21 protein-coding genes are annotated in these 17553 nt (G+C 45.5%); 18 read left to right on the top strand and 3 right to left on the bottom strand.

The features are described from left to right. Positions 1 to 110: 110 nt before the first annotated feature. From kefG to ACHFJ9_RS21570, 5 genes are all read left to right on the top strand, one after another. On the top strand, positions 111 to 704 hold the full coding sequence (gene kefG / locus ACHFJ9_RS21590) for a glutathione-regulated potassium-efflux system ancillary protein KefG (RefSeq protein WP_257888962.1): 594 nt from the start codon (positions 111 to 113) through the stop codon (positions 702 to 704). Further along, entirely contained in the window at positions 688 to 2484 is a 1797-nt protein-coding gene (gene kefB / locus ACHFJ9_RS21585; protein WP_046874533.1) for a glutathione-regulated potassium-efflux system protein KefB, read from the top strand. Before kefG ends, kefB begins: the two co-directional genes overlap by 17 nt. 33 nt (positions 2485 to 2517) lie before the next feature. Continuing rightward, positions 2518 to 2718 (top strand): YheV family putative zinc ribbon protein, encoded by a 201-nt coding sequence (locus ACHFJ9_RS21580; protein WP_213962164.1) that lies wholly within the window; start codon positions 2518 to 2520, stop codon positions 2716 to 2718. Between the two features lie 92 nt (positions 2719 to 2810). Next, the gene (gene slyD, locus ACHFJ9_RS21575) at positions 2811 to 3347 is read left to right on the top strand and encodes a peptidylprolyl isomerase (RefSeq protein WP_005397664.1); all 537 of its coding nucleotides are present in this window, start codon (positions 2811 to 2813) and stop codon (positions 3345 to 3347) included. Between the two features lie 130 nt (positions 3348 to 3477). Next, positions 3478 to 4419: an isoaspartyl peptidase/L-asparaginase family protein gene (locus ACHFJ9_RS21570; protein WP_395356261.1), complete on the top strand. Its 942-nt coding sequence runs from the start codon at positions 3478 to 3480 to the stop codon at positions 4417 to 4419. Between the two features lie 82 nt (positions 4420 to 4501). Here ACHFJ9_RS21570 and ACHFJ9_RS21565 read toward each other — a convergent pair whose 3' ends face one another. Next, positions 4502 to 4729, bottom strand: coding sequence for a SlyX family protein (locus ACHFJ9_RS21565; protein WP_005381455.1), 228 nt, complete (start codon positions 4727 to 4729; stop codon positions 4502 to 4504). Beyond that, a complete protein-coding gene (locus ACHFJ9_RS21560; RefSeq protein WP_012841340.1) occupies positions 4726 to 5712 on the bottom strand; it encodes a WD40 repeat domain-containing protein in 987 nt (328 codons plus the stop codon). Before ACHFJ9_RS21560 ends, ACHFJ9_RS21565 begins: the two co-directional genes overlap by 4 nt. Before the next feature lie 128 nt (positions 5713 to 5840). Between ACHFJ9_RS21560 and fkpA the strand changes: the two genes are divergently transcribed. The 12 genes from fkpA to ACHFJ9_RS21500 all read left to right on the top strand — a co-directional run bounded on the left by fkpA (position 5841) and on the right by ACHFJ9_RS21500 (position 15733). Continuing rightward, positions 5841 to 6623 (top strand): FKBP-type peptidyl-prolyl cis-trans isomerase, encoded by a 783-nt coding sequence (fkpA, locus tag ACHFJ9_RS21555; protein ID WP_005397659.1) that lies wholly within the window; start codon positions 5841 to 5843, stop codon positions 6621 to 6623. A gap of 143 nt (positions 6624 to 6766) precedes the next feature. Beyond that, on the top strand, positions 6767 to 7489 hold the full coding sequence (locus ACHFJ9_RS21550) for a transcriptional regulator (protein ID WP_031780643.1): 723 nt from the start codon (positions 6767 to 6769) through the stop codon (positions 7487 to 7489). Then, the gene (tusD, locus tag ACHFJ9_RS21545; RefSeq protein WP_046874531.1) at positions 7486 to 7881 is read left to right on the top strand and encodes a sulfurtransferase complex subunit TusD; all 396 of its coding nucleotides are present in this window, start codon (positions 7486 to 7488) and stop codon (positions 7879 to 7881) included. Before ACHFJ9_RS21550 ends, tusD begins: the two co-directional genes overlap by 4 nt. Next, positions 7878 to 8234, top strand: coding sequence for a sulfurtransferase complex subunit TusC (gene tusC, locus ACHFJ9_RS21540; RefSeq protein WP_005397648.1), 357 nt, complete (start codon positions 7878 to 7880; stop codon positions 8232 to 8234). Before tusD ends, tusC begins: the two co-directional genes overlap by 4 nt. Before the next feature lie 7 nt (positions 8235 to 8241). Then, positions 8242 to 8517, top strand: coding sequence for a sulfurtransferase complex subunit TusB (gene tusB, locus ACHFJ9_RS21535; protein WP_047010412.1), 276 nt, complete (start codon positions 8242 to 8244; stop codon positions 8515 to 8517). Between the two features lie 177 nt (positions 8518 to 8694). Further along, a complete protein-coding gene (gene rpsL, locus ACHFJ9_RS21530; protein WP_004399892.1) occupies positions 8695 to 9069 on the top strand; it encodes a 30S ribosomal protein S12 in 375 nt (124 codons plus the stop codon). A 101-nt stretch (positions 9070 to 9170) separates the two neighbouring features. After that, on the top strand, positions 9171 to 9641 hold the full coding sequence (gene rpsG / locus ACHFJ9_RS21525) for a 30S ribosomal protein S7 (RefSeq protein WP_005382796.1): 471 nt from the start codon (positions 9171 to 9173) through the stop codon (positions 9639 to 9641). Between the two features lie 75 nt (positions 9642 to 9716). Beyond that, complete coding sequence (gene fusA, locus ACHFJ9_RS21520) at positions 9717 to 11816, top strand: elongation factor G (protein ID WP_005397643.1); 2100 nt, start codon at positions 9717 to 9719, stop codon at positions 11814 to 11816. Between the two features lie 153 nt (positions 11817 to 11969). Continuing rightward, positions 11970 to 13154, top strand: coding sequence for an elongation factor Tu (gene tuf, locus ACHFJ9_RS21515; RefSeq protein ID WP_012841343.1), 1185 nt, complete (start codon positions 11970 to 11972; stop codon positions 13152 to 13154). 331 nt (positions 13155 to 13485) lie between these two features. Beyond that, positions 13486 to 13674, top strand: coding sequence for a (2Fe-2S)-binding protein (locus ACHFJ9_RS21510; protein ID WP_395356252.1), 189 nt, complete (start codon positions 13486 to 13488; stop codon positions 13672 to 13674). A 101-nt stretch (positions 13675 to 13775) separates the two neighbouring features. Beyond that, positions 13776 to 14252 (top strand): bacterioferritin, encoded by a 477-nt coding sequence (gene bfr, locus ACHFJ9_RS21505; RefSeq protein WP_248382130.1) that lies wholly within the window; start codon positions 13776 to 13778, stop codon positions 14250 to 14252. Between the two features lie 203 nt (positions 14253 to 14455). Beyond that, positions 14456 to 15733: a malic enzyme-like NAD(P)-binding protein gene (locus ACHFJ9_RS21500; RefSeq protein ID WP_006742766.1), complete on the top strand. Its 1278-nt coding sequence runs from the start codon at positions 14456 to 14458 to the stop codon at positions 15731 to 15733. Positions 15734 to 15846: 113 nt separating this feature from the next. Here the strand turns inward: ACHFJ9_RS21500 and metJ are convergent, their stop codons facing one another. After that, complete coding sequence (gene metJ / locus ACHFJ9_RS21495) at positions 15847 to 16167, bottom strand: met regulon transcriptional regulator MetJ (protein WP_005381353.1); 321 nt, start codon at positions 16165 to 16167, stop codon at positions 15847 to 15849. A 225-nt stretch (positions 16168 to 16392) separates the two neighbouring features. Here metJ and ACHFJ9_RS21490 point away from each other — a divergent pair, with 225 nt between their 5' ends. Then, positions 16393 to 17553 carry an O-succinylhomoserine (thiol)-lyase gene (locus tag ACHFJ9_RS21490; protein WP_395356249.1) on the top strand — a complete coding sequence of 387 codons (1161 nt, stop codon included), beginning with the start codon at positions 16393 to 16395 and terminating at the stop codon, positions 17551 to 17553.

Raw genomic sequence — 17553 nt, 5'->3', positions numbered from 1 at the left:
TAGTAGGGGTATTGGCCGGAAAAGTCGATTGATTCGCTTTAATTGCATTATGCTGTACAAAAAAGTATAACAATTTGATAACGGATAAAAATAACCACAAGGACGACCATTTGGCTGTTGCACCGTCTATTCTCCCAAGAGTTCTGGTCATTTATGCTCATCCAGAGCCACATAACTCGATTGCTAATCAAGTGATGATTAAAAAAGCTCAGTCGCTTGAACACGTCACTGTGCACGATCTTTACGGTGTTTACCCTGACTTCTTTATTGATGTGAATTACGAACATGAGTTGTTGCTCACGCATGATGTGATCGTGTTTCATCACCCGCTTTATATGTATTCATGCCCAGCCCTGTTAAAAGAGTGGTTGGACCGAGTGCTGGGCAAAGGTTTTGCTTTTGGCGGGGGGGCGGCACTAGAGGGAAAATACTGGCGCAGTGTGATTACAACGGGGGGGAAAGAAGAGGCCTTTAGCGCGAAGGGGTACAACAAATATCCATTAGAGCAAATCTTACAACCGTTTGAACTGACGGCCGCCTTGTGTCAAATGCACTGGATTGAACCTTTGGTGTTGTATTGGTCGCGTAATGTCTCGGATATTGAGCGGTATGAGCACGCCGAATTGTATCGTCGGTGGTTGAACAACCCACTTGAAAACTGGGAAGCAACAGACCAAGGAGGTCAGTATGGCGATAACCAGTGAGTTTCTTCAAAGTAGCGTGGTCTTTCTCTCGGCTGCGGTTATCGCGGTGCCGATTGCTCAGCGTCTCGGACTTGGCTCGGTTTTAGGTTATTTACTTGCCGGTGTGTTGATTGGTCCTTGGGGTCTTGGCTTAATCAGTGATGTTGATGCTATTTTGCACTTTGCTGAACTTGGGGTCGTGTTGTTACTGTTCTTGATCGGCCTTGAACTAAATCCTAAAAAACTGTGGCAAATGCGAGGACCGATTCTAGGTTTAGGCGGCGCGCAGGTGGTGGTTACGACCGCCGTGCTCGGCAGTGTCGTCAGTATGTTCGGCGTAAGCATGCAAGTGAGTTTGGTGATTGGGATGGGGTTGGCGCTGTCCTCGACGGCAATTGCTCTTAAAGTGATTGAAGAGCAAGGGCTCAATGGCACCGAAACGGGTCAGTCTGGTTTTGCAGTATTGCTCTTTCAAGATATTGCCGTGATCCCAATGTTGGCAATGTTGCCCTTGCTTGCTGGCGGGCAGAGTGGCGGTAGTTGGTTGGATGTCTTCACGGTATTAGGCAGTGTGGTGGCCCTGTTGATTGGTGGCCATTTCTTGTTACGTCCACTGTTTCGTTTTGTTGTGATGAGCGGCGTTCGTGAGCTCTTTACCGTCGCCGCACTATTGGTCGTGCTTGGGATTTCTGTCGTGATGCAAAAGCTCGGGCTTTCTATGGCTCTAGGGACTTTCTTAGCCGGCGTTCTGCTGGCTGAGAGTGAGTATCGACATGAATTGGAAATCGCTATCGAGCCTTTTAAAGGTTTGTTGTTGGGGTTGTTCTTCATCGCGGTTGGCATGGCGGTAAATTTGGGGTTATTGGCATTACACCCTTTAGAGATTCTGGGCGCGGTGGTGGCTTTGGTCGTGGTTAAGGGCTTGGTTTTGTATGCATTGGCGAGAGCTGCCCGTGTCGGAGCCAAAGCGAGAAGCCGTATGGCCGCGATTTTAAGCCAAGGTGGTGAGTTTGCCTTTGTCATATTTACCGCAGCGAGCCAAGAGGGCATTTTATCCAAAGAGCAAGTGGCGTTTTTGTTGGTGGTGGTCAGTCTATCCATGGTGACGACACCACTTTTGCTGATGGGACAAAAAAAATGGTTTGCTCATACCCTGAATCAAGAAGAAGAGGGCATGACCACGAAAGTAGTGGATCGTCGGCCACGTGTGATCATTGCAGGCTTTGGACGTTTCGGTCAGATCGTCGGACGTTTAATGTATGCCAATAAAATCAAAGTGACGGTATTAGAAAGTGATGCCAGCCAAATTCACCTACTGCGCAAGTATGGTTACAAAGTGTTTTATGGCGATGCTACCCAAATTGATCTTTTGCGGGCTGCTGGCGCAGATAAAGCAGAAGCATTGGTCATTTGTACCGATTCACCTGATGAGGTGATGGCCATCGTTGATATCTGCCGCGTGCACTTCCCGAAACTTAAGTTGCTAGCTCGAGCAAGAAGCCGTGTCGAGGCGTATCAGTTAATGAGCCACGGTGTTGAGAATTACTCTCGTGAAACATTTTTAGGGGCATTGGATCTCGGTCGTCAAGCGCTCGTAGAACTTGGTATGCACCCTTATCAAGCAAAGCGGGCAGAAGCACATTTTCGTAAGTTAGATAATGCTATGCTTAAGGACTTATTGCCTCAGCACAATGAAGATAAGAAATTGGCTCAGAGAGCGAAAGAGGCACGCAAAGAGCTAGAAGAAATTTTTGGTCGTGAGATGGAGAGCGACCATCAGTCACCTAATCATTGGAAGTAGTACTTGAGCCAAGACTCAAGCTAAGGAAATAGCGTGAAAATCAAGAAACGTTTTATTGCCAGCGCTAGCTGCCCAAATTGCAGCCAGCAAGATACCCTGCGCTGGTGGATTGAAAATAATATCGAGTTAGTTGAGTGTGTCGAGTGTGAGTTTACTGAGCAGCGTAAACCGCAATCTGTAGAGAAAAATAAACACTCAGATCAGGAAATGATCGGAATTTTTAAGCCGGAATAATTGAACTTCGATAATTGATCCCCATAATACACCCAGATATCTCAGTACTTAACCCCATTCAGGTTAAGTCAATTAATCTCCCTGGAGTTAGTATGAAAATTGAAAAGAACGTTGTTGCAAGCCTTGCATACAAAGTAATGATGGAAGACGGTGTCGTTGTTGATCAATCAACTGCAGAAGCGCCTCTAGATTACCTTCACGGTCACAACAACCTAATCACTGGTCTTGAAAAAGAGCTTGAAGGTAAAGTGGCTGGCGACAAGTTCTCAGTAACGGTAGCTCCTGAAGAAGCTTACGGCGAGCACAACGATGCGCTAGTACAACGCGTTCCTGCGGATGTATTCCAAGGCGTTGACCAAATCGAAGTGGGCATGCGCTTCCTAGCTGACACTGACCAAGGTCCAATTCCTGTAGAAGTAACAGAAGTTGACGGCAACGAAGTGGTTGTTGACGGTAACCATATGCTAGCTGGTCAAACACTAACTTTCGAAGTAGAAGTTATGTCTACACGTGAAGCAACAGCAGAAGAGATCGAACACGGTCATATCCATCAAGCTGGTGGTTGTGGCCATGACCATGATCACGACGATGAAGGCTGCTGTGGCGGCGGTAGCTGTGGTTCTCACTAATCACAAGCTCCTTCACTAGATAATCTTATCTAGTAAAGCTTTGAAAAGCGCAAGTTGAGGTTTCAACTTGCGCTTTTTGTTTATCTAAGGTGTAGTGCATAGAAGAAAAGAACAACTCATGGAAAAAGCGATGACAAAACCTTTCTCGATTGCGATTCATGGTGGCGCAGGCACCATTTTACGTGATCAGATGAGCAATGAACTTCAGCAATCCATCTTGGCTGATTTGGAAGCGTCGGTAAAAGCCGGCCATCAAATTCTTGAGGAAGGCGGCGACGCTTTGGATGCGGTTGTTGCTGCAGTAAAAGTGTTGGAAGACTCGCCTAACTTTAATGCTGGTAAAGGCTCGGTGCTGACCAATAACGAAATGGTCGAAATGGACGCCTCTGTCATGGATGGTCGAAACCAAGCCGCAGGCGCGGTCGCTGGTGTTCGTCATATCAAGAATCCAATTGAGCTCGCTCGTGACGTGATGCGAAACAGCAATCACGTGTTGTTGATGGGTGAGGGCGCAGAGAAGTTTGCTTTTGAACAAGGCCATGAGTATACCGAGCAAGATTACTTCTTTACTGATCGCCGTTATGAGCAACTGCTTTCGATGCGTGAGAAAGGACAGTTTGCTTTGTCGGAATCTCGTTACCCAGATGATCGTAAGCACGGTACGGTTGGTGCGGTGGCATTGGACCAACAAGGCAACTTAGCCGCTGCTACCAGTACGGGTGGCGTGACGAATAAGCAATACAATCGAGTTGGGGATTCGGCTTTGATAGGCTGCGGCACGGTGGCCGAAAATGGCGTCGTCGCGGTCTCGACTACGGGTGTCGGTGAGTTTTTTATCCGTAAACGTGTCGCAGAAGACGTCGCCGCGCGGATGCGTTACTTACAAGAAGATATTCATACTGCTTGTGAGCATATTATTCAGGGGGAACTGAAAGAGATGGGCGGCGAAGGCGGTTTAATCGCAATTGACGCGCAAGGTGAGCTGCACTTTGCGATGAACAGCTCTGGTATGTACCGAGCTGGCATCAACACTCAAGGCGAGTTGAGCGTCAAAATCTACGCTGACGAATAGCTTCCTCTTGAGTGCCTCTTAAGTAATCAATACAACAAAGCCCAGAACACGTTCTGGGCTTTATGCTATTTGAGCCTGCATTTTAATAATGCGGTGGTGGGGTTTCTTCTGACGGATCGGCTAAATTCGACGAGTCCATATTTTTTACTTTACCTACCACATATTTCATCTGATCGAGCATCTTGGTAATTTGCAGTTGCTGCTGCGATAAGGCACCGTTCAGATCTTCAATAGTCTGTTCTTGGAACGCAAGCTGACATTCTAAGTCATTAATGCGTGCTTCCAATTGCTGAATGATTTTTTCTGTCATGATCCGTTCTCTAACTGCCAAGCTTGGGCAATACCTGCTGAAGTAGCAGTAATTACGCGTTGTTTTGAATCAAAGGCTGCATCATACACGACCGCACGGGGAGGGCGAGTGTCTTTTTTTGGCTCAACTTCAAATCCGCCAATCCGTTTTCCGGTTTGAGTATCCCATATTGAAACGCGGCCAGAAGGCGTTCCTGTCACTAACTGAGTTCCGTCATCAGAAAATCGCGCAGTGGAGAAGATCAATTGGCGCGACCAACTGCTCAACTGTGTGACTTCTTGTCCAGTTTTTAAATCCCAAATTACCGCTTGGTTTCCGCCATCGGATGTCATTGCTAACTTGCCATCTCGTTGCAGGGCAACACGAACAACCCGTTGTTCATGTTCGAAGGTCCGCAGCACTTGTCCGGTTTCGGTGTCCCACAAATACGCTTTGTAGTCATTACCACCAGTCAGTGCGAAGCGGCCATTAGGAGAAATGGCGACGGAATTGACTTTTTCACGGTGCGCAAGGAACTCCAAGCGACGTCCGGTGACTAAGTTGACGTAAATTGCTTTACCGTTGGATAACCCGAGCAGAACTTGTTCACCGTTACTGGTGATATCAACGTCGCGAATGAGCGCATCAGAAATAGACCAAAGGCCTTTGGATTGCGTCCAGCCTAAGTCCCAAACTGCGAAGTTCATTTGGCTCGCTGTGACTGCATAGCGACCATTGTCTGAGATACGAATATGGGATACCACGTTGGCATCGGCATCGAGCTCACCCAGGTTGGCTAGTTGTTCATTTTGCTCTAGGTCCCACAACATCAAATGGTGTTGCTGAGAATAGAGCAGAGCAAATCGTCCATCTCTGCTAAGTGCGAAGCTCGTCGCACCCTGAGGCTCTATCGGCCAACGCTGCACTTCACGCTCGGCGAAAAAGCAACCATTTAACGTGGTGATGACAATTAAATATAGGAATAAATGAGAAATTCTTTGCATCACATCTAATAATCCGGTTTGTGTCTTAAGACATATAGCTAGTATATTGGTATAACGATTGTCTTCACTAGTCTCATAGAAGATTTGTGCACAACAACCAATGGCAAAGCCATTATTGGGAGAATTTAATGAAATCAGTTTTAAAAGTGTCGCTACTTGCTGCAACAGTTATGCTAGCGGTAGGTTGTCAGAAAGAAGAAACTAAAACAGAAGCCGCACCTCAAGCAGAACAAGTTCAAGCAGAAACCGGTAAAGCGGTTCACTTTAAAACCGACGACGATAAAGCGGCATACGCAATCGGTGTTTCATTTGCTAACTACCTAAGCACAAGCATCGACAAGCCAAGCGAAATCGGCATTAATCTTAACAAAGACTTGGTACTAAAAGGTATCGAAGACGTCTTCAAAGGCAATGCTGAATTGAATGAAGAAGAAACACGTGCAGCACTAGAATCTCTAGATAAGCGTGTTGCTGAAAAGATGCAAGCACAAGCAGCTGAGAAAGCAGCTGAAGCAAAAAAAGCTGGCGATGATTTCCGTGCTGAGTTCGAGAAGCAAGAAGGCGTAGTGAAGACAGATACAGGTCTTCTATACCAAGTTATTACTCCAGCTGAAGGCGAGAAGCCAAAAGACACTGATACGGTTCAAGTACACTACAAAGGTACGCTAATCGATGGTACGCAATTTGATAGCTCTTACGATCGTGGTGAACCTGCAACATTCCCACTTAACCGTGTAATCCCAGGTTGGACAGAAGGTGTTCAGCTAATGCCTGTGGGTTCTAAATTCAAATTCGTTATCCCGCCAGAGCTAGCATACGGTGATCAAGACACACCAAGCATTCCTGCTAACTCAACGCTAGTATTTGAAGTTGAGCTGCTAAAAGTCGAGAACGACAACGCAGAGCAATAACAATAAGCCGCGATAAGTTATTGAAAAAGGTCCGTTTAACGGGCCTTTTTTGTTCTAGGTCACTAGTTGGTGAGTTTGCTAGGTTGATTTTCAAATTTTCTGATAAACTTACACCAATTTGTTGATTTTTCGCTCGAAGGCTTATGACAACTACAGAAACAATAAACGCGGAGATGTTGCTCGAAATGGAATCCGTTAACGTGATGCCGTTTACCGAGCACGACAAAATCATTTTAAGATCTTATGAGGCGGTCGTTGATGGTATTGCCAGCTTGATAGGTCCCTTTTGTGAAATCGTTCTTCACTCGCTAGAAGACTTAAATACCTCTGCAATTAAAATCGCTAACGGTGAAAACACGGGTCGCCAAGTCGGCTCACCGATCACTGATTTAGCGCTTAAAATGCTAAAAGACATCGAAGGCTCGGAGCGCAACTTCTCACGTTCGTACTTTACCCGTGCAAAAGGTGGCGTGTTGATGAAGTCGATCACTGTTGCCATTCGTAATGGTGAAAATCGCGTGATTGGTTTGTTGTGTATCAACGTCAACTTGGACGCACCCTTCTCGCAAGTCCTTCAATCTTTCATGCCAACGCAAGAAGCAAAAGAAGCGGCTTCCTCGGTTAACTTTGCTAGTGACGTAGAAGAGCTGGTGGACCAAACTGTTGAACGCACCATCGAAGAGATCAATGCGGATAAATCCGTATCGAACAACACCAAGAATCGCCAAATCGTGATGGAATTATACGACAAAGGCATCTTCGATATTAAAGATGCCATCAACCGCGTTGCAGATCGTCTTAACATTTCAAAGCACACCGTCTACTTATACATTCGTCAACGTAAAACCGAGGACGATGAAAAGTGAGTAAACTGACTTACACGTTGGTGGTGAACGGTCCTGTTTACGGTAGCCAGTCAGCACGCAGTGCTTATCAGTTCGCCAAGGCGGTGATTGAGCAAGGCCATCAGTTAGTGAGCGTTTTCTTTTATCAAGAGGGCGTGACCAATGGTACTGCTTTGAGTGTGCCTGCCAACGACGAATTTGATCTCAATAAGGCATGGCAATCTTTGGCAAAAGAGCATGGTGTTCGTCTAGAAACTTGTGTTGCTGCGGCTTTGCGTCGCGGGATCGTAAGTGAAGAAGAAGCGAATCAACATGGTTTGGTCCAGAGCAATCTAGCGGAAGGTTTCGAGCAAGCCGGCTTAGGTAGCTTAGCCGAAGCGATGTTAACCCAAGACAGAGTGGTACAGTTTTGAGTCAGCTAACTTATCTATTTCGTAGCGCACCGCATGGCAGTGCGGCTGGTCGTGAAGGTGTGGATGCACTGTTAGCCGCGTCGGCTTACTGTGAAGATATCAGCGTCATTTTCATGGGAGATGGGGTTTACCAGCTTCTACTAGGGCAAGAACCGAGTAAGATCTTGAGCAAAGATTATGCGCCGATGCTGAAGCTTTTCGATTTATACGATATCGAACAAGTCTTTGTGTGCTCAGAGTCATTAGCTCAGCGAGGTTTGGCTCAAGCGGATTTAGTCATTGAAGCTCAAGCGTTAAGCTCAGAGCAGCTCAAAGATAAGTTGCAACACGCTGGCAAGCTACTGTCGTTCTGAGGAAGTTATGCTACATATTATAAAAACGGTCTCCGCTCTAGAAGACGCCATGCCCTTATGTAATGTACAGGATGACATCTTACTTATAGAAGATGCCGTGTACGCTGCTAACTCGCAGCATAAAGCGTTTTCCCACCTAAAAAACCGCAGTGTATTTGTGCTAGAGAGCGATATTCACGCTCGCGGTATTGCGAATCGTATCAGTCCATCACTGACGATCGTGAATTACTCAGGCTTCGTTGAGCTCACAGTTAAACAGGATAAATCGCTTACTTGGGATTGAACGTGATTTACTGTCGCTAAAGCTTTACGGATGAATTGTCCTAATTGAACAAAAAAGATCCGTATATTTCTTGACACACCTCTCACTGCTGCATAGAATTTTGCGTCCCTAACTGCAATGGTAGTTGGGGATAGATTTTTCACAAAGCTTACTTTCAAGTAAATCAGGAGCTAGTTAATGGCAACTATTAACCAGTTGGTACGTAAGCCTCGTGCAAAGCAAGTTGTTAAAAGCAACGTGCCTGCACTAGAAGCGTGCCCACAAAAACGTGGTGTATGTACTCGTGTTTACACTACTACACCTAAAAAACCTAACTCAGCACTTCGTAAAGTTTGTCGTGTACGTCTGACAAACGGCTTCGAAGTTACATCGTACATCGGCGGTGAAGGTCACAACCTTCAAGAGCACAGTGTTGTACTAATCCGTGGCGGTCGTGTAAAAGACCTTCCGGGTGTACGTTACCACACTGTTCGCGGTGCACTTGACTGTGCTGGCGTTAACGACCGTAAACAAGGTCGTTCTAAGTACGGTGTGAAGCGTCCTAAGTCTTAATGGATTCCGTTAAGTAAGGCCAAACACTAAATTATTTTTAATTTTTTGAAAAAACTGAAAAGTTTTGGATAAAACCTGAAGAAGACAACGGAGATAAATCCATGCCACGTCGTCGCGTCATTGGTCAGCGTAAGATCCTTCCAGATCCAAAATTCAAATCTGAATTGCTGGCAAAATTCGTTAACATCCTAATGGTTGACGGTAAAAAATCTACTGCAGAGAAAATCGTTTACACTGCACTAGATGCTATGGCTGAAAAGTCTGGTAAAGACCACTTAGCTATTTTTGAAGAAGCTCTTGAAAACGTACGCCCTGCGGTAGAGGTTAAATCTCGCCGTGTTGGTGGTTCAACTTACCAAGTACCTGTAGAAGTACGTCCGGTTCGCCGTAACGCACTTGCTATGCGTTGGTTGGTTGAAGCTGCGCGCAAGCGTGGTGAAAAATCTATGGCTCAACGCCTAGCAGCTGAAATGCTAGACGCGTCTGAGAACAAAGGTACTGCGGTTAAGAAACGTGAAGACGTTCACCGCATGGCTGACGCAAACAAAGCGTTCGCTCATTACCGCTGGTAATACCTTCTGTGCTGCGAGGTTCTCTCGCAGCACTTTTCTATACTCTAAGGTACACCTTAGTAAGAGGATACAATCGTGGCTCGTAAAACTCCTATTGAGCGCTACCGTAATATCGGTATCTGTGCTCACGTAGATGCAGGAAAAACAACCACAACTGAGCGTATTCTGTTCTACACTGGCCTTTCTCACAAAATCGGCGAAGTTCACGATGGTGCAGCAACCATGGACTGGATGGAGCAGGAGCAGGAACGTGGTATCACTATCACATCCGCTGCGACTACTACATTCTGGCGTGGTATGGAAGCACAGTTCCCTGAGCATCGCGTAAACATCATTGATACCCCTGGACACGTTGACTTTACTATCGAAGTAGAGCGTTCTCTTCGTGTACTTGATGGTGCTGTGGTTGTGTTCTGTGGCTCATCTGGTGTTGAACCTCAGTCTGAAACTGTATGGCGTCAAGCAGACAAATACCACGTTCCACGTTTGGTATTTGTAAACAAGATGGACCGTGCGGGCGCAGACTTCCTACGCGTTGTGGACCAAATTAAAAATCGTCTTGGTGCGAACCCTGTTCCAATCCAACTGAACGTTGGTGCAGAAGATGAGTTCAGAGGTGTCATCGACCTTATCAAGATGAAGATGATCAACTGGAATGAAGCCGATCAAGGCACTTCGTTTACTTACGAAGACATCCCAGCTGACATGATCGAACTTGCTGAAGAGTGGCGCAACCACATGGTTGAATCCGCTGCTGAAGCTAGCGAAGAGCTGATGGACAAGTACCTTGAAGAAGGTGAATTGACTGAAGCTGAGCTCAAACAAGCTCTACGTACTCGTACACTAAACAACGAAATCGTATTGGCCACTTGTGGTAGTGCGTTTAAGAACAAAGGTGTTCAAGCGGTACTAGATGCAGTGATCGAGTTCTTGCCATCGCCAGTTGACGTACCTGCAATTAAAGGTGTTGACGAAAGAGAAAATGAAGTTGAGCGTCACGCTGACGACAACGAACCATTCTCTGCGCTAGCATTTAAGATCGCGACTGACCCATTCGTGGGTACGCTAACGTTCATGCGTGTTTACTCTGGTGTTGTAAACTCCGGCGACGCTGTTTACAACTCTGTAAAAGAGAAGAAAGAGCGTTTCGGTCGTATCGTTCAGATGCATGCGAATAAGCGTGAAGAAGTGAAAGAAGTTCGCGCTGGTGATATCGCTGCTGCTATCGGTCTGAAAGACGTAACAACAGGTGACACATTGTGTGATCAGAACCACAAAGTGATTCTAGAGCGCATGGAGTTCCCTGAACCAGTTATTCAGATTGCTGTAGAACCTCGTTCTAAGGCAGACCAAGAGAAAATGGCTATCGCGCTAGGTAAACTGGCTGCGGAAGATCCATCATTCCGCGTGGAAACGGACGACGAATCAGGTCAGACTCTGATCTCAGGTATGGGTGAACTTCACCTAGACATTATCGTTGATCGTATGAAGCGTGAATTCAGCGTTGATTGTAACGTTGGTAAACCTCAGGTTGCTTACCGTGAAACCATTCGTGGTAAAGCGGAAGTTGAAGGTAAGTTTGTTCGTCAATCAGGTGGTCGTGGTCAATACGGTCATGTGTGGGTCAAACTTGAGCCTTCTGAACCTGGCGAAGGTTTCGTATTCGTAGACGAAATCGTGGGTGGTGTGATTCCTAAGGAATACATCAGTTCGGTATCGAAAGGTATCGAGGAACAAATGAATAGTGGTGTTCTAGCGGGTTACCCTGTACTAGATATTAAAGCTACACTATTTGATGGTTCTTACCACGATGTAGACTCAAGCGAGATGGCGTTTAAGATCGCTGGCTCGATGGCATTCAAGAAAGGTGCACTAGAAGCACAACCTGTGATTCTAGAACCAATGATGAATGTCGAAGTAACCACTCCGGAAGACTGGATGGGTGACGTTGTTGGTGACCTAAACCGTCGTCGCGGTATCATTGAAGGCATGGACGAAGGTGTGGCTGGTCTTAAGATCATCCGTGCTCAAGTACCACTATCTGAAATGTTCGGTTACGCAACTGATCTACGTTCTGCAACTCAAGGCCGTGCGTCTTACTCTATGGAGTTTCACGAGTACGCTGAAGTGCCGAAAAACTTCGCAGATAAAATTATTGCAGAGCGTGGTTACTAATTGACGATTGAACTACAAAAAGTTTACGACTTTTTGCGAGATCAGGGCGTCCAAATATTGCGCTAACGGGCGTTGGCGCATAAAATAACAATTTCTGGCGCGTCGTCGATCAATAATGATCACGACGAATCATAACTAGGAAGGAACACGATCGTGTCTAAAGAAAAATTTGAACGTACGAAACCGCACGTTAACGTTGGTACTATCGGCCACGTTGACCACGGTAAAACAACTCTAACTGCAGCTATCTGTACTACTCTTGCTAAAGTTTACGGCGGTGTAGCTAAAGACTTCGCATCTATCGATAACGCTCCAGAAGAGCGTGAGCGCGGTATCACAATCGCAACTTCTCACGTTGAGTACGACACTCCAACTCGTCACTACGCACACGTTGACTGTCCAGGACACGCGGACTACGTTAAGAACATGATCACTGGTGCTGCACAGATGGACGGTGGTATCCTAGTTGTTGCTGCGACAGATGGCCCAATGCCACAAACTCGTGAGCACATCCTACTAGGCCGTCAGGTTGGTATCCCATACATCATCGTATTCATGAACAAATGTGACATGGTTGACGATGAAGAGCTACTAGAACTAGTAGAAATGGAAGTTCGTGAACTTCTATCTGAATACGATTTCCCAGGTGATGACCTACCAGTTATCCAAGGTTCTGCACTAGGCGCACTAAACGGCGAAGAGCAGTGGGAAGCGAAAATCGTTGAACTAGCTGAAGCTCTAGATACTTACATCCCTGAGCCAGAGCGTGCGGTAGATCAGCCATTCCTAATGCCTATCGAAGACGTATTCTCAATCCAAGGTCGTGGTACAGTAGTAACTGGCCGTATCGAGCGTGGTATCCTAACTGTAGGTGACGAAGTTGCTATCGTAGGTATCAAAGACACTACTACTACTACATGTACTGGTGTTGAGATGTTCCGTAAGCTTCTAGACGAAGGCCGTGCAGGTGAGAACGTTGGTGCACTTCTACGTGGTACTAAGCGTGACGAAGTTGAACGTGGTCAAGTACTAGCGAAGCCTGGTTCAATCACTCCACACACTAAGTTCGAATCAGAAGTATACGTACTGTCTAAAGATGAAGGTGGTCGTCACACTCCATTCTTCAAAGGCTACCGTCCACAGTTCTACTTCCGTACAACTGACGTAACTGGTGACATCCAGCTACCAGAAGGCGTAGAAATGGTAATGCCAGGTGACAACGTACAGATGACTGTTGAGCTAATCGCACCAATCGCAATGGACGAAGGTCTACGTTTCGCGATCCGTGAAGGTGGCCGTACAGTAGGTGCTGGTGTTGTTGCTAAGATCTTCGACTAATTCATAACGAATTAAACGAAATCTTGCATTCTTCTTCTTTATGAAGAAAGCGCATCGAGAAAGGGAAGCTTAGGCTTCCCTTTTTTATATCTAAATTATATTTGGTTATAAGTGTTCGTAGGAAATACGTTAATTTTTTAATTTAAAAACAGAATATTACCGGCTCTATTTTTCAACACCTTTAGTCGTAACACCTAACCCTCTGATCTTTGCCTACTGTCACCAAATCTATATAACAAAATATTCTGAACAGGCCTATCAATGCGACTGGTAACAAGAACTATTCTTGTTTATATTGGTTGCCACAGGTTAATTTAATAGGTTTTTGAGTATGTACGTTTGTCTTTGCCATGGGGTCTCCGACAAGAAAATTAGGAAGTTGGCGATAGATGAAGGCGTAACGGATATTAAAGGAATCAAAAAATGCACAGCATTGGGTAGCCGATGTGGTAAGTGCATCAGACAGGCCAAGGATATTTTAACGGAAACCAGTTACACGGTATTCAAACAAGCTAGCTAATTACTGTGAGCATGCGGTAATTAAGTAATTATTTGCCTAGCGTTTTGACACCTTCTCATTTACTTCTACATTTAAATGAAGCTAAAGAGGAGGTTTTTGTCATGAAAGGCGATCCAATCATCATCCAACATCTCAATAAAGTGCTCGGAAATGAGCTCATCGCTATTAATCAGTATTTTCTTCATGCTCGAATGTATAAGGACTGGGGGTTAAAGCACCTAGCAGATAAGGAATATCACGAATCTATCGATGAGATGAAACATGCCGATCATCTGATTGAGCGTATTTTGTTTCTTGAGGGCTTACCGAATCTACAAGATTTAGGCAAGTTGATGATAGGTGAAGACACTAAAGAAATGATCGAGTGTGACTTAAAGCTTGAAATGGCCGCCATTCCAGATTTAAAAGATGCGATTGCCTATGCTGAAGACATTCGAGACTATGTGTCTCGCGATCTGTTTCAAGATATTCTTGAAGATGAAGAAGAGCATGTTGATTGGCTAGAGACGCAACTTGGCTTGATTGAAATGTCTGGCATTGAGAACTACCTCCAAGCGCAATACGTAGACGAAGAGTAATAACGTCCAGGATTTTGCGCACTTCAATTGTAAGAAGAAAAGAGCACCTGACTCGAAAATCAGGTGCTTATCCCCGCTATCTGGTCTAATCTCTTTTATTATCGGCTTTTTAAGGATATTGCTCGCAATCTTGCCTATGAAGTTTGATTTCTATCCGATAGAATTTATGCCCCCTTACCTAAAAATAAAAAAGAGAAACGTCCATGTCTGAAGACAATCGCCAAGCAGCCACTCCAGAAGAAGAACATCGCCAAAAAGCATTGGATTACCATGCTTATCCAACTCCAGGGAAGATTGCTGTCGAATTGACAAAACCTGCGGAAACGGCGGGTGATCTTGCCCTTGCTTACAGCCCAGGTGTTGCAGAACCAGTGCGTGAAATCGCACAAAACCCTGATAACGTGTACAAGTACACAGCGAAAGGCAACATGGTTGCTGTTATTTCTAACGGTACCGCTATTTTAGGTCTAGGTAACCTAGGTCCACTTGCATCTAAGCCAGTGATGGAAGGTAAAGCGTTACTGTTTAAACGTTTTGCTGGCCTTGACTCGATTGATATTGAAGTTAAGCACCGCACGATCGATGAATTTGTTGATACTGTTGCAAGCATTGCAGACACTTTTGGTGGTATCAACCTTGAAGATATTAAAGCACCAGATTGTTTTGAGATTGAAAAGCGTCTAATTGAGCGTTGTGATGTACCAGTATTCCACGATGATCAGCACGGTACTGCGATTGTAACGGCGGCAGGCATGCTGAACGCGATCGAACTTCAAGGTAAGAAGCTTGAAGACTCAACGATCGTTTGTCTTGGCGCTGGCGCTGCAGCCGTTGCGTGTATGGAGCTGCTGATTAAATGTGGTGCAATGCGCGAAAAAATTTACATGCTGGATCGTAAAGGTGTGATCCACACTCGTCGTGATGATCTTAATGAATACAAGCAGCTATTCGCAAACAACACGGACAAACGCACATTAGAAGACGTGATTGAAGGCGCGGATCTGTTCCTAGGTGTATCTGGTCCAAACCTATTGCCAGCGGAAGCGTTGAAGCTGATGGCAGATAAGCCAATCGTATTTGCATGTTCGAATCCAGATCCTGAAATTAAGCCGGAACTTGCCCACGCTGTTCGTGATGATTTGATCATGGGGACTGGCCGTAGTGATTACCCGAACCAAGTAAACAACGTATTGTGTTTCCCATTCATCTTCCGTGGTGCTCTTGATGTGCGCGCAAGTGAAATCAATGATGAAATGAAACTTGCAGCCGTTGAGGCGATTCGTGAGCTAGCAAAAGAGCCTGTACCTGAAACTGTATTGAAGGCCGCAGGCGTCGATAAGCTTGAGTTTGGTGCAGACTACATCATTCCAAAACCAATGGATTCACGTTTACTACCACGTGTTGCAAAAGCTGTGGCTCAGGCGGCAGTTGATTCAGGTGTTGCTCGTATCGAGATGCCTGAAAACTACATGGCAGAGTAATATATCTATTAGATGTGATGTACAAAAAATGGGACGCAATTGCGTCCCATTTTTTATATCATTCTTTTGGCTCGAGGTAAGAATTGCTATCTGAAGCCTCCAGTCTCGCTTTTTTACTCTTCGTCAAACGACTCAAATTCGATGCCCATTTCCGTCATCAGTGCTTTTACTTCTGTTGGAATATCATCTGGACGGTCTTTACGAAGGTCTTCATCTGTTGGAAGTGGCTGACCTGTGTACGCGTGCAAAAATGCTTCGCATAGTAATTCACTATTGGTTGCATGGCGTAAGTTATTGATCTGACGGCGAGTACGCTCATCAGTTAGCACTTTTAAAACTTTTAGCGGGATAGAGACGGTAATTTTTTTTACTTGTTCGCTTTTTTTGCCGTGCTCTGCATATGGGCTAATGTATTCGCCATTCCAGTCAGCCATTGCACACCTTCATTTATGTAATCGGTTAAAAATAATTTAGGTGCTGATTTTAGCTGCATTTACCGCCATAAGCAAAGACATATAGACGTCTAGAAGTGTTGACGTCTCATTTTTTGACGAGTAAAGTGAACAGAACAGCAAAGGAAGCGTGTTGATCACTTTATTTTACTCATTAGATATAGCGCATTCCTATTTAGAAGTCATTACCCGTGAAAGGATACACCCATGAGCTCTTGCAAACCTGCGACCATTGCAGTACGCACTGGTATTGAATCAGACAGCCAATATCACGCTGTCGTTCCACCTATTTATCTTTCCACTAACTATGGTTTTCCTGCTTTTGGTGAAGTACCTAAGTATGATTACACGCGATCTGGAAATCCAAACCGCGGACTGTTGGAAAGTGCGTTATCTGAACTCGAGTCTGGAAAAGGAGCGGTTGTCACGAACTGCGGTACGTCGGCATTAAATTTATGGGTGTCCGCTTTTCTTGGCCCTGATGATCTCATTATTGCTCCTCACGATTGTTATGGCGGCACCTATCGTCTTTTTAATACCCGAGCCAACAAAGGCGATTTTAAGGTTCAGTTTGTCGATCAATCAGACGAGCAAGCTTTGGATGCAGCATTAGCACAAAAACCAAAACTCATTTTGCTAGAAACTCCGTCAAACCCTCTGGTTCGCGTAGTGGATATTGCAGCTACCTGTGAAAAAGCGAAACAAGTCGGCGCGTTGGTTGCGGTGGACAATACCTTTTTGACACCCGTGTACCAAAAGCCTTTGAACTTGGGCGCAGATTTCGTCATTCACTCCACAACGAAGTATATCAACGGTCATTCAGACGTGATTGGTGGCGTGATCATCACCAAAACAGAAGCGCATGCAGAAGAGCTTGCATGGTGGGGCAATTGCATTGGTGCGACTGGCACACCTTTCGATAGTTATATGACGTTGCGAGGCATTCGTACACTTGGTGCTCGCATGCGAGTGCATGAAGAGAGTTCACAGCAGGTACTGGCTTATCTCCAGAAGCAAGCGTTAGTTAAAACCATTTATCATCCAAGCCTGCCGGAGCACCCGGGTCATGACATTGCTAAAAAGCAGCAAACTGGTTTTGGCTCTATGCTGAGCTTTGAGTTTGCCGGTTCGTTTGAGCAGTTAAAAGTGTTCGTTAAAGAGCTCCAACTGTTTTCATTGGCCGAGTCATTAGGTGGTGTAGAAAGCTTGATTTGTCATCCGGCATCCATGACGCATCGAGCTATGGGAGAGGAAGCACTGGCAGAAGCGGGGGTGTCACATCAACTATTGCGTTTGTCTGTCGGCTTGGAAGATGCACAAGATCTCATCACGGATTTAGAGCAAGCATTCGCTAAAGCTGCCCAATAA

It is taken from the genome of Vibrio sp. D3, assembly GCF_043995865.1.
GTDB classification, from domain to species: Bacteria; Pseudomonadota; Gammaproteobacteria; order Enterobacterales; family Vibrionaceae; genus Vibrio; species Vibrio diabolicus.
The sequence above is the reverse complement of the archived record's forward strand: the minus strand, read 5'-3'. Positions and strand labels throughout refer to the sequence as shown.